The organism is Oribacterium sp. KHPX15 (genome assembly GCF_900107835.1).
In the GTDB taxonomy this organism is placed as follows: Bacteria; Bacillota; Clostridia; order Lachnospirales; family Lachnospiraceae; genus Oribacterium.
The window spans coordinates 1-12,838 of the sequence record NZ_FNRG01000006.1 but is presented as its reverse complement, the minus strand read 5'-3'; the positions used below and the strand labels follow the sequence as shown (position 1 = coordinate 12,838).

Annotated in this window: 13 protein-coding genes; all 13 read left to right on the top strand. The window is 37.1% G+C overall.

Annotation, left to right across the window (positions count from 1 at the left end):
• Positions 1-14: 14 nt before the first annotated feature.
• The 13 genes from BLV86_RS05530 to BLV86_RS05470 all read left to right on the top strand — a co-directional run bounded on the left by BLV86_RS05530 (position 15) and on the right by BLV86_RS05470 (position 12,663).
• Positions 15-359 carry a hypothetical protein gene (locus BLV86_RS05530; protein WP_090815470.1) on the top strand — a complete coding sequence of 115 codons (345 nt, stop codon included), beginning with the start codon at positions 15-17 and terminating at the stop codon, positions 357-359.
• 55 nt (positions 360-414) lie between these two features.
• Positions 415-1,470 (top strand): helix-turn-helix transcriptional regulator, encoded by a 1,056-nt coding sequence (locus tag BLV86_RS05525; RefSeq protein WP_090815468.1) that lies wholly within the window; start codon positions 415-417, stop codon positions 1,468-1,470.
• A 39-nt stretch (positions 1,471-1,509) separates the two neighbouring features.
• The gene (locus BLV86_RS05520; RefSeq protein WP_242873243.1) at positions 1,510-3,033 is read left to right on the top strand and encodes a DUF2779 domain-containing protein; all 1,524 of its coding nucleotides are present in this window, start codon (positions 1,510-1,512) and stop codon (positions 3,031-3,033) included.
• 16 nt (positions 3,034-3,049) lie between these two features.
• A complete protein-coding gene (locus tag BLV86_RS05515; protein WP_090815465.1) occupies positions 3,050-3,991 on the top strand; it encodes a hypothetical protein in 942 nt (313 codons plus the stop codon).
• 17 nt (positions 3,992-4,008) lie between these two features.
• Entirely contained in the window at positions 4,009-4,548 is a 540-nt protein-coding gene (locus BLV86_RS05510) for an RNA 2'-phosphotransferase (RefSeq protein WP_090815463.1), read from the top strand.
• Between the two features lie 238 nt (positions 4,549-4,786).
• On the top strand, positions 4,787-6,058 hold the full coding sequence (locus BLV86_RS05505) for an AAA family ATPase (RefSeq protein ID WP_090815461.1): 1,272 nt from the start codon (positions 4,787-4,789) through the stop codon (positions 6,056-6,058).
• A 116-nt stretch (positions 6,059-6,174) separates the two neighbouring features.
• Positions 6,175-6,681, top strand: coding sequence for an SLOG family protein (locus tag BLV86_RS05500; RefSeq protein ID WP_175456445.1), 507 nt, complete (start codon positions 6,175-6,177; stop codon positions 6,679-6,681).
• A 49-nt stretch (positions 6,682-6,730) separates the two neighbouring features.
• Positions 6,731-7,141, top strand: coding sequence for a hypothetical protein (locus BLV86_RS05495; protein ID WP_090815457.1), 411 nt, complete (start codon positions 6,731-6,733; stop codon positions 7,139-7,141).
• 129 nt (positions 7,142-7,270) lie between these two features.
• On the top strand, positions 7,271-8,920 hold the full coding sequence (locus BLV86_RS05490) for a hypothetical protein (protein WP_090815455.1): 1,650 nt from the start codon (positions 7,271-7,273) through the stop codon (positions 8,918-8,920).
• A 21-nt stretch (positions 8,921-8,941) separates the two neighbouring features.
• Complete coding sequence (locus BLV86_RS05485) at positions 8,942-10,027, top strand: hypothetical protein (RefSeq protein ID WP_090815453.1); 1,086 nt, start codon at positions 8,942-8,944, stop codon at positions 10,025-10,027.
• A gap of 123 nt (positions 10,028-10,150) precedes the next feature.
• The gene (gene istA, locus BLV86_RS05480) at positions 10,151-11,716 is read left to right on the top strand and encodes an IS21 family transposase (protein WP_175456444.1); all 1,566 of its coding nucleotides are present in this window, start codon (positions 10,151-10,153) and stop codon (positions 11,714-11,716) included.
• Complete coding sequence (istB, locus tag BLV86_RS05475; protein ID WP_090815449.1) at positions 11,709-12,485, top strand: IS21-like element helper ATPase IstB; 777 nt, start codon at positions 11,709-11,711, stop codon at positions 12,483-12,485. The genes istA and istB overlap by 8 nt, the downstream gene beginning before the upstream one ends.
• Positions 12,472-12,663: a hypothetical protein gene (locus BLV86_RS05470; protein WP_090815448.1), complete on the top strand. Its 192-nt coding sequence runs from the start codon at positions 12,472-12,474 to the stop codon at positions 12,661-12,663. Before istB ends, BLV86_RS05470 begins: the two co-directional genes overlap by 14 nt.
• Positions 12,664-12,838: the final 175 nt, after the last annotated feature.

Genomic DNA, 12,838 nt, shown 5'->3' with positions numbered 1-12,838 from the left:
GAGGATTTAAGAGCATGGCACAAAGAGGAGTATTCTGGGTTATAGATGATGAGCTTATGGATGATTACATTGTAGCCGAAATATTAGTTGAAAGGGCGAGTGTCGGATTATCAAAGTCCGGCACAAATTATAACCATAAACTGCTTTGGGAACATGTAAAGCCGCCGGGATGTAACAAGCCTTATAATTACTACCCAAGAGGAAGGGTAGAGATCAGCAATAAAGGAAAACCGGTCATATATATGAATAAGAACATCAGTGAGGATGCGGTTGGAAGAATATTAAAGCTGTTCGATATTAGCGAGCGTCCTAAGATCCATTACGATGGAAGCGAACATTATAAATGTCATCTGGACTGAGATTTATAAAATATAAAAAGTGGGAAAAAAATAAATTGGAAGGAGAACAATCAAAGTGGCCAGGAAATCATCAAAGAGTCTTAGTCTATTTAATACATTGGAAATTTTGAAAAAATATACGGATGAGGATCATCGATTAACTCAGACAGAAATAGTTACACTGTTAAAACAGGATTACGATATGGAGGTGGACCGAAGGACTATAAAATCAAATCTGACGGATCTTATAGAACTCGGCTATGAAATTGAGGCCCAGGAAACCAGCAGGATGTCCCGAAACAAAAAGACCGGTGTTCCTGAAGAAAACACGATAATGTCAAGTTTCTATCTGGTCAGAGAATTCTCAAAGCCTGAATTAAGGCTCCTGATAGATTCATTATTGTTTTCAAAGCATCTTCCATACAGCCAATGCAAAGAACTTGTGATGAAACTTGAAACTTTATCGAATAAATACTTTAAGTCACACATGAATTACATATGTACCATGCCGGAAGACAAGACCAATAACAAACAGGTTTTCTACAATATCGATGTTCTTGATGAAGCCATAAGCAAAAACAAAAAGGTTTCATTTAAGTATCTGGAATATGGAACTGACAAGGAACAACATATTAAGTTAAGAGATGACGGGGAAGAAAGAGTATACGTTGTAAGTCCATATCAGATGGCTGCAAAGGAAGGGAAATATTATCTTATCTGCAATTATGACAAGTACGATGATATCTCCAACTACAGGATAGACAGGATCACGGACATAGAACTTCTCGATGAAAAGGCTAAACCTTTTGAGAAGCTTGAATGGTCAAACGGGAAGCGGCTGGATCTTGCGGAATACATGAAGAAACACGTGTATATGTACTCAAGTGCTGATTCCAGTGTGAATTTCAGAATCATTAAACCTATGATCAGTGATGTGATAGACATGTTCGGAAAAGATGTCCGTTTCTATGATGAGACAGAAGATAAGGTTTGTGTGAAAGCCAATGTCAATGAAACTGCTATGGTCCAGTTTGCAAAAAGTTTTGCGCCTGATGTAGAGATACTTGAGCCTGTTAGGTTACGTGAAAAAGTGAAGGAAGATCTCTTAAAGGGGTTCAAGGCTTATGAATGATATCAGGTTACGGTAACAGAAACCGGAGTGTAAAGAAGAATGATTCAATTATCAAAATCAAAGTATTGTAACTTTTGGCAATGCCCGAAAATGGCATGGCTGAACAAGTATAAACCGGAAGAAAAAGTAGAGGATCCGAACACGGAAGACCTGCTTTCAAAAGGCAATGAGGTGGGTGATCTTGCGAAGGGGTTATTTGGGGACTATGTCGATGTTACGACTTATTTCGGAGACAGACTTGATATTTCCTCTATGGTCGACAAAACCCAGAAAGAAATAGCAAAAGGGACCGAAGTAATATGTGAAGCAGCGTTTTTATATAATGGGCTTTATTGTGCTGTAGATATCCTCAAAAAAGAGCATGATGGATACGCAATTTATGAAGTAAAGAGTTCAAATACGGATGAACAAGATTCGGAGCCAAAGGCTGTTTATGTTGCGGATATAGCTTATCAGAAGTATGTTCTTGAGCATTCCGGAATAAAGGTAACCGGAACCTATCTTGTCACATTAAACCGGTCATACATTCGCGGAAAGGAACTCGATATCAGTAGGCTTTTTCTTGTGACTAATGTAGATGAGTTTGTTGACAGTGAAATAGAACAGGTTGAACCCAATATAGAACTTGCTGAAGCAATCCTTAATAGTGATTCAGAGCCGGATTATGACCTTTCTGAGAGATGCCGGAATCCGTATGAGTGTCAATTCTTTAAATACTGCACAAGGGCATTGCCTGAAAAATCGGTATTTGATTTATACCGTATGTCATTTTCTAAGAAAATCGATTTTTACAGAAAAGGTATTGTGGAATATAAGGACCTTCTTATAAACGATTCTATAAAGAATAAGACACAGATCCGCCAGATGGAATTTTATCTACATGACAAGGGAACCTATGTAGAGAAGGATAATATAAGAGATTTTCTCGGGAATCTTTCCTACCCATTAAATTTCCTTGATTTCGAGACAATGCAGCCGGCGGTTCCTTTATTTGAAGGAACTAAGCCGTATCAACAGATTCCGTTTCAGTACTCACTTCATTATATAGAAAGTGAAGGCGGAACACTGGAACACAAGGAATATCTTGCAATATCTGGTGAAGATCCCCGTAGGGGAATTGCAGAAGCATTATGCAGGGATATACCTATGAATGTTTGCGTGACTGCATATAACAAAGCCTTTGAGTGTACGCGACTGAAGGAACTTGCCGAGACGTTTCCGGATCTTTCAGAGCACCTTCTTAACATAGAAGAGAATATAGTGGATCTCCTAGTACCGTTCCAGAGAGGTTACTATTACAACAAGGCTATGGGTGGTTCTTTCTCGATAAAGAGTGTGCTGCCGGCAATTTTTCCTGATGATCCTGAACTTGATTACCATAACCTGGAGGGTGTTCATAATGGTTCGGAAGCAATGAACATATTTCCGAAGATTCAATATATGGAGCCGGAAGAAAGGGAAAAAGCAAGACATGATCTATTGAAATATTGTGAGCTTGATACGTATGCCATGGTGAAGGTGTGGCATGAGCTGGTTAGAGTAACATCGAAAAACATTGAATGAGGTAGGAATTGTCATTATGAGTATTGATGTATGGAAACATTATACAGGAAAGGAAATAATTGAAGTTTCTGGGGAAACTAGCAGTATTGGTATAGATATCCTTGTTTCTGATGAGAAAGAAAAAAAAACTGGTATAAAGGATAGTTTTGAAAATACATTCAAAGACTATTATTTTCTAAATAATAACGGTAAGTACCGACCTAAAAAAGTAAATAAATCAAACCAGTCCAATAAAGATGTAGAAAAAATTTTTTTCGAAGGAAAAAATGCTATTTTTAATCGAAAAGTATGGTATAGAAAAGACGTGCTAGATATTCTAGCATGGAAAACGGGCAATATTGATCATCAAAGATCAAAAGATAATAGTATAGAGTATAAATCTGGTTTTATTGTGTCATCAAATAAAGAAAAAGATGAATATGAATATGAAATCAAACTAATATCTAGTAATAGTAAAATAACATTTAATGATTTTGCTGATAATATAATTTCTTTACGGAAAAAATATTATGATGAATTAGTAAAAACGGATAAATGCAACGATATATGCAATACTGTTTGGGAAAAAATATATGAATATGGAAAAAATGTAAGTGGACTAGGAACAGTTTATTTGATTACTATGCTCTTCTTTATAACTAAAGGGAAATGTCCAATTTATGATCGTTTTGCTATGGCAGCTTTACTAGCTATGTTATTGGCAAAAAAATATGAAGAATCCAATAATAATGAATTCTTGACCCTATTATATATGGAAGGTATTGTAAAACATACAACATTGCCTTCAAAGGCCGAATTGGTAAGCGAATCCGGAAAACTAAAAAAAATAAGTGAGATAACAAAATATAATGATTATATTTTGCTGTTAAGATATTTTTTTGATGAAGATTGGAAAAACAATAGGGATATAGATAGAGCATTATGGGTTTATGGCCACTATTTCGATGTGCCACAATAATATAGCGTAAATGTTATATGTCTAACAAAGATTTAAGTAAATATATTTCCTTAATCCTTCGTCACAAGCCTGAAGTCATTGATATTTCCCTAGATGAACATGGCTGGGCAAATGTGTCGGAGCTGATTGAAGGAGTTAATAAGACGCATCCGTTAGATATGGAAATATTAGAGCGTATAGTCTCAGAGGATGAAAAACAGAGATATGCTTTCAACGAGGATAAAACTTTGATACGAGCTAATCAGGGGCATTCTATTCCTGTAGATGTTGAACTGGAGGAAAAAGAACCTCCGGAGAATCTGTATCATGGAACTGGAGAGAAATATGTTGTATCCATCGATCAGCAAGGAATATTACCACAGTCGAGACTTTATGTTCATCTTTCTACAGATGTAGATACAGCTCGTAAAGTTGGAATTCGTCATGGAAGACCTGTGATTTACATGGTTGCTAGTGGGAAAATGTATATTGATGGGTACAAATTTTATCGATCAGTTAATGGTGTATGGCTTACAAAAGCTGTGCCGGTGAAATATTTGGAATTGAATAGAATATAGATACAAAATATCAATATTTAGAATCAGTATGAGGGATATGCAAATATATGCACATCCCTTTTTATATTATATCCATACAGAAACAAAAGTAATGTCTGAAGGACATAATTCATGAAAAACCTGGTCAGTGAATACTCGAGGGTTTCTGGAAAACAGAACAACCTTAAAGTATGTCAGAAATCACAGAAAAGTAACTATATTGATTGATAATCCAATGTAAAAGAAGGAGGATGTCGAAATGGCAAGATTTGAAAAGGTAATTGGTTTTGAGGCTATAAAGGAACAGTTAAATATGGCGCTGGATGCTATGCTTGATGTTGAAAAATACAGAAAACTTGGTGTTACAGTTCCCAAAGGAATCTTATTAGACGGAGTTCCTGGTATTGGTAAAACATTGATTGCAAAGGAATTTATTGCAGAAAGCGGAAGAAAAAGCTTTGTGATCAGAAAAAACAAAGCGGATGGTGAGTTTGTTGATTTAATACGTGAGACATTCAATGAGGCAGCGAGAAATGCACCGTCCATTATACTTCTTGATGATATGGATAAGTTTGCTAATGAGGACTCTTATCATCGTAACGCTGATGAATATGTTACGATTCAATCATGTATAGATGATGTAAAGGACAAAGATGTCTTTGTTATAGCTACTACAAACGAAATACAATACCTGCCCAGTTCACTTACAAGAAGTGGGAGATTTGACTGGATTTTCAATTTGAATGTACCTAACGCTGAAGACTCGGAAAAGATCTTTTCATATTATTTAAAAAACAAACATGTCGAGAGAGATGTTGATACTATGGAATTAGCGAGGTTTGCAAGAGGGTATTCCTGTGCAAGTCTTGAAAAGGTGGTTAACGATGCAGGGTTGCATGCAGGATTTGAAGGCCGCGAGCTTATTAGTCAGGATGATTTAATACAGTCTTGCCTTAGGACATTTTATGGAATGAAATCTACAGATAAAACCATCCCTGAAGCAAAGCTAAGAAGAATCGCTATTCATGAAGCAGGACATGTTGTGATTTCAGAATTACTATATCCCGGATTTGTTGATTTTTCTTCTATAAACTGCAACAAACATTCAAGTGCGGGAGGTTTAACTACATATAGGCCAAATGAAGAAGAAAATTATAAATTTGAAGGATTAGAAAATCGAATTATGATCTCTTTAGGTGGAAAGGCTTCAGTGGAAGTGGTTACAGGCGAAATTGATACAGGTGCAAACGGTGACATGCATAATGTATATGATCAGGTTAGATGTTTACTTGATGATCATACCGCGTATGATTTTGATTCGTGGTGTCATGGTAATGAAACTGCAGAAACTGTTTATTCAAACTTAGACCGTGCAACAGGATTGGAGGTGTCTCGTTACTATAAAAAAACTAAGCAGCTTCTTATCAAGAATAGGGAGTTATTAGATGCTGTCATTGAAGATTTGTATGCAAAGAAGACAATTTCATACAAGGATCTGGAACAGTTGTCGAAATTACGGAAGAGTGCTTAAAAGATAACAATTAATATGTAAACAGAATGTTGAAAAGAGATGTGCGAATATATGCACATCTCTTTTTATATAATATCCATACAGAAACAATAATAATGTTTGAAAGGACAAAATATATGGAAAAGATTGATATGAATCATGCTGTATCGTTTACCGGACATAGACCTGAGAGACTTGATATGCCCGAGTCTACAGTACAAGAATGGTTAGAAAATCAGATAAGAAATGCTGTGGAAGAGGGTTATACAGATTTTATATCTGGCATGCAGAGAGGCGTTGACCTTTGGGCTGCAGAAATTGTCATTAGGCTCCGTCAGGAAATAAAGGATAAAAATCTAAAGCTTTTTGCTGCATCTGCGTTTCGGGGAATGGAATCACGGTGGGAGAAAGATTGGCAGAATCGATATAATGCCGTACTTAGGGCAGCAAATGGTATAACCTACGTGTGTGACAGACCAAGTCGTATTGCGTTTTTTAAACGCAATGAATATTTGGTAGATAATTCCAAGAGGCTGGTTGGGGTTTTTACAGGAGCTCCTGGTGGAACAAAAGAAACAATAAAATATGCGAAGAAACATGGGAAAGAAATCGTTCTGATAGATGAAAGTAAGGTGAATTTTTAGGTGATATTCAGATTTTGATAGGATGTAAGTTTAAAGCGGAGGTTAGATTATGACTCTCTTTGGGCAATTTAACAATTTTGACAAAGTAAAGAATGAAATTTACTGGTTTTTTCAGCGAGGGATAAAAGGATATTGTGATAAGGATATTTGGGAGTTAAATACCTGGTTTGCAGAAACGTTCTCTCGTATGCTTATGGAATTAAGCGACAAAACATTATCTTATCCCGATGGATTTGGTTCTATAGATAATAAGATTCAAAAGGGGTTAAATCCGCAGAGTATCTCAAAGGATGAGAGCAATGAAGAATATATTGCATGGAAATCAGCAATCAAGAAAGCTGCAGAGCAATTTGCAGCTACAGGAGGTTATAGTTACAGGGTTCCCACTGAGGAACAAATAAAAAATCGAGATGAGGCGTTTGAATTCATCAGGAATAATTTTTATGATCTCTGGTGGTAGACGCTGATGAAGTCGAAATTAATAATCAAGAAAATCACCAATGGGATGTGCAATAATGTGCACATCCTTATTTTTATACTCTAAACATAGAGGAACATAATTTAATAAGAGGTTCAGAAGGAGGATTCTATGTCTTATATAGATAAATCAATGTTAGACAAATTAAAGAGTTGGTGTGACGGGAACAGACCGAATAATCAGTATATGCTATATGTAAACAGTCATGACCGTGTACTCACAAATGCGACAATCAGAAAGTTGATGAATGAGATAACAAATGAAGATGTAGAAGGCGAAGAGTATATTTCTTTTTATTCTGCTGAAAATTTTTATCACAATATGCAAAAGTATTTTTTTAAAATAGATGAGTTATATTTTCATAATCCAAATAGTGAAACTTTATTGAAGGATATCATAATGGATATTCCTCCTTCATGTGGATGGATCACACTTATTGTGGAAGATATTGAGATATTATCTGACAGTCCCCAAATAATGCGGGAATTGATAAAAACATTACTCCATTTTGCTTCAAGACGTTCGAACATCATTCTAATAGGGAATGGAAATTTCTATAATGTATTTTCAGGATGTGAAGATGCACTGGAGAGAATAATATGTGGGATAAGCGCAAAAGAGGAAGATAATATAGTTATGATTGGCTGTTATGATCAGGAAACAGCTCCTGTTAGAGAAAGTGTAACTTATGAAAATGAAGAGGAGCAGCGTGATGAATTAGAGCTATATTGGGCCTTTTTATATGAGCAGATTGATAAAAAATATTTCGATTATGAGGGCTTTAAGGATATCTTACAGGATACGTTAGAGTTACTTATTCCGCGTATTACAAAGGAAATGGTATATCGCAAAGATTTGGTACTTATAGAGAAAATAGGGGCCATTCGACATAAGGAAAATAAGGGTATTGAAGGTTGTAAACCGTGGGAATTTGAAGCTTCACAAAAAATTGCAAAAGGTTTACATGAAGCAATTGTTAATATGTACGATTACGACGATGATGAAAACTTAAAAAAAGGCGTATTAGAAATTGAAATAGAAATAGAAGGTCGTTGGGAGCATCATGGTGCTATTTCTGTGAGTACATGTAGGGGCGAATATATTGAAATTAATGCTGATAATGTTTGCTATGAAATCGACGATCTTTCAGAAGCCATTCGTAGATGTACTTATAAGGGAGAAGACGTGTTGAAGTTAGAATATTTTGAAAGAAAAGACAACATAGAAAACGTTAAATATTGCATGGATGCGTTATTTGAAGATATTAAGGAAGCGGCGGACAGAACAGTTAACAAGGTTCCTGAAACTAAAGTATATAGGTATAAAGGAAATAAAGACATCAACACAAATGATGTTATAGAGAAGGATGAGAAGACAAAATTTAAAATACTTGAGAGAAACTATGATATAGCTATTAATCAGATTAAGGGAAATGAAAAGGTTAATTCCGAACAGGCATATGTTGATAAAGGTAAATTATATCGTTATATAGTGGTTTTGGATAAATCTCGCTATAAGATAAATGCAGCAGGTAACCCGGAAATGGCACCAAATGCGCAGAAAGAATATGATGAATTTGTTGATGGCATCAGGCATAAAATGCTCAATGATAAATTAACTATATTGGACGAAGGATATGGAACCGGTGAAGATGAACTGGAATGGCATATTACAGCCTCCCTTATGGATTCAGAAACAGACAATCGTATTGTAGGCATTATAGAGATAGATACTTGTGTGAGAATAGAATCTCTTGAGTAGTTATTAATAAGGAGCATATAAATGGGTGTTTTTGTTGTTGGTGGATGTAAACCAGAACTTCCGGAACATTTTCTAGAAACATTGGACCGCCTTATGGAACAGGAAAATGATTTTTTGATAGGGGAATCTTCAAGAACTGATAGGGAAATACAGAAGTATCTGAAAGGTCATAACTATAAAAAGGCCGCAGTATATCGTGTTGGAACGACCTTTCGTTATAATTATTTAGACTGGACGATTCGAAATGTGAATACAAAAGATAAAAGGGGCGGTCAGATTTGGGTGGAACGTGCATTTAGGATGTGCGAAGAATCTGACCGAGGAATTATCATCCGAGATATATGGGACGATACATGTTGGACATTCTATTTTATGGCGTACATGTTAGCAGCCCGAAAACCCTGCAGTGTGTTTCTGCCTAAAGAAAATCGATGGATAGAAATTATATCACCGGATGATTTGATACCCTTTGCCGGTGAACAGCCGAAAAATGTGGATTCTATTGTGCGTGAGATCTTGCTAGTCTGCGGATTTTCATCGGATATTATAGATTATAGTATTTCTAAGAACTCTATTTCTACGAGAAAATTAATCGACATCATTTGTGAAGCACCTATTTCCTTGTATCAAAAAAGAAATCAGTTAGGTCATATGATGACAATGCGGAATATGGATTATGATGTCTTTAAGGTTTTATCGAAAGACATTTCGGAAGGAAAAAGTATTCAGGAAATAAAGATGGATATTCGCAAATTGATTTACTATGAGGATGAATTATCTGATTGGACTGTTCTTAGAAACCGTTATTGGGAACTCTATGATGCCTGGTATACTTTTCATGGCCCTGCAGGAGCAATCTTTACCGGTTCATATTATCTTTTTGAAGAATGGTATGACCTGGAGGAGATGAGATACGTAAGTTTTCCGGTTGGGATGTTCTTCAGAGTAAAGGATATTCTGGAATATATAAAAAATGACAAAGTGAATGTGGTTGCGGAAGAAGTATGCTATCGCGTGGAAATGTGGAATCGAAATGATCCTTTATGGAAATGTGTAAGATATGATTATTATTTCTATCGTGGAGAGCTGTGCTGGTTTGAGGTGTAAATGGTATTATAAAACCATCATTTTTCGGCAGTGAAAAACCAGCAGTTTGAGAATGGAATTCCGGTAATCATATGAATTTCTCCTATGCATGTCTATAATTGCATGCTAGGAGGTGAAGAAAGGATGATTGATTGGATGAAATATGCCGAGATTCAAACACTCAAACGCAAAGGCTTCAGGAAATCAAAGGTTGCCAGGAAACTGAAGCTCAACAGAGAGACAGTCTCAAAGTATTGGGATATGTCCCCCGATGGATATGAAGAGACAAAGAAAAAACACAGGGTTAGAAAGCCGGACGTATACAAAGAACTTATTGTTGAATGGCTGACGGAGTTTCCGGATATGACGGCTGCCCAAATTTATGACTGGTGCAAGGAACGAAGTCCCTTAGAAACACTGGACTTTCAGAAACGTTCATTTCAGAACTACGTGAAAAGCATCCGGGAAGAATACGACATAAAGAAACCGGAAACTGAAAGACAATATGAAGCAGTTGATGAGCGAGATCCAGGCGCTCAAGGACAAGTGGATATGGGTGAGATATATGTGCCCACGAAATCCGGCAGACAGAAGAAGGTTTACTGCTTTGCCATGGTACTTGCACATTCCCGCTACAAATTTGTTATGTGGCAGGAAAGACCGTTTACCACAACAACTTTCATAATGGCTCACATCAAGGCTTTTGATTATTTTGGAGGCCGTCCGCATCAGATCGTATATGATCAGGATAAGGTGTTGGCTGTAAGTGAAAACCATGGCGATATCATATATACCGCCGGGTTCCAAAGTTATCTTCAGGAAGTAGGATTTGATATATTTCTATGTCATGGTGCTGATCCTGAATCCAAAGGTCCGGTAGAAAACGTGGTCAAATTCGCCAAGTACAACTTTGCGGATCACCGTATGTTCACAGATATAGAGAGCTTTAATGAGGCATGTTTAGCATGGCTCAGACGCACCGCTAATCATGACGTACATGGCACAACACACAAAAGACCGGATGAAGTATTCGCCCTCGAAAAGGAATACTTGGTTCCGGTCTCTGAGTATAGCTTTGCTATCGCTAATGAAAACAGTATAGACTATGCCGTCCGTAAAGACAATCTTGTTCTTTATAAAAGCAACAGGTATCGTGTTCCGGTGGGGACATACCACAAGGGTGTGCGCGTCTATATGAAAATCAACGAAGAAACCGACGAAGTATCAATAACTGATTCCATAACTGGTGAGATATATGCAACACACCCGCTTTGTCACGAAAAAGGAAAACTGATAGGTCACTCAGAACGTTCAGAAAGAGACAAGACAAAGTCCGTTGAAGAACAGGAGAAGTTGCTTAGGGAACTCTTTAATAACGATGAGCTGGTCGGACCTTTTCTTGAACATATACATCAAGAAAAACCTCGCTATTACAGGGATCAGCTTGGTGTCATAAAAAAGCTTTTTGAGGAATGGAACCGTGATGACATCTTAAAGGGCGTTGAATACTGCAGTGAGAAGGAATTGTATTCTGCAGGAGATCTGAAATCGAGCATCATATATCTTACACAGGCAACTATTGAAGAAAAGAACATCAAAAAACGTGACAGTACTTCTCTTCCTGAAAAATATCGTGTAGACAAACCGGATATCCGGTCTTTGAGTGCATACGAGAATGCGATGAATGAAAGGAGTGCTGTCAATGGATAAGTTAACAGAACTAAAAGAGCAAGCGATTTCGCTGTCGCTATACAATACAAAAGACAGCATAGAAACCCTGATACATAAGGCAGAACAGGAGGAACAAACTTATACTGATTTCATTGCAAACATTTTTACCGGAGAATTGAAATACCGCCATGACAAGGCTCAGGCGCGACGTGTAAAAGATGCCGGATTCCCATATCCAAAGTACCTGAAGGATTTCGATTTGAATTTCTGCAGGGCTATTTCCAAGAAACAGTTCAAGCAACTGTCAGAACTTACATGGATAGATGGATTATACAATCTGATCCTTTCCGGACCGCCAGGAGTGGGCAAGACACATCTGGCTATAGGGCTGGGATACCATGCCTGTGAAGAGGGCTATAAGGTAAGCTATTCAACAATGCAGTCCCTGGTTCAATGTCTTAGAACAGAGGAGATAGACCGCCGCAGTCGTGCCAAAATGAACCGTATACGGAAGTCTAATCTTCTAATCATTGATGAAGTAGGTTATCTGCCGATCAACCCTACCGAAGGTAATCTGTTCTTTCAATTGATATCTGAGCTTCAGGAACAGACAGCTATAGTAATCACCACTAATAAAGGGTTTGAGGAATGGGCCGAGTTTTTAAATGATCCCGCACTTGCTACTGCAATACTGGACAGACTTTCGTACCGCTGCGATAGGATTAAGATATCCGGAAAGAGTTATAGATTGGAAAACCGCAAATCATTCTTAAATGATGGAAAGGATACTAGTGATGAAACAGTATGAAATGATAAAAAAGGAAGATCTGGACAAGATCAGTAAAGAGGAGCTCCTCGATAAATACAATGACGTAGTTGAAAGCACGTGGCTTTATCTTGAAAAGATCCATGAACTCACAAAAGAAAACGAAGATCTTATGAATGATTATGATAAAGTCTCGGAACAACTCTATAGCTACGAGTAACACGGATTGATTTCCTAATAGGTGGGATGATACCAGCCATCCCACCTTTGCAGCCCTGTCATCAGATGAAAAAGCTGATTTTGGGATGGTTCCCACAAAAACTGCTGGTTTTTCACTGCCGAAAACTGCTGGAAATTAAATGCCGAAAATTGCTGGTTTTTACTTGCCGTTTACA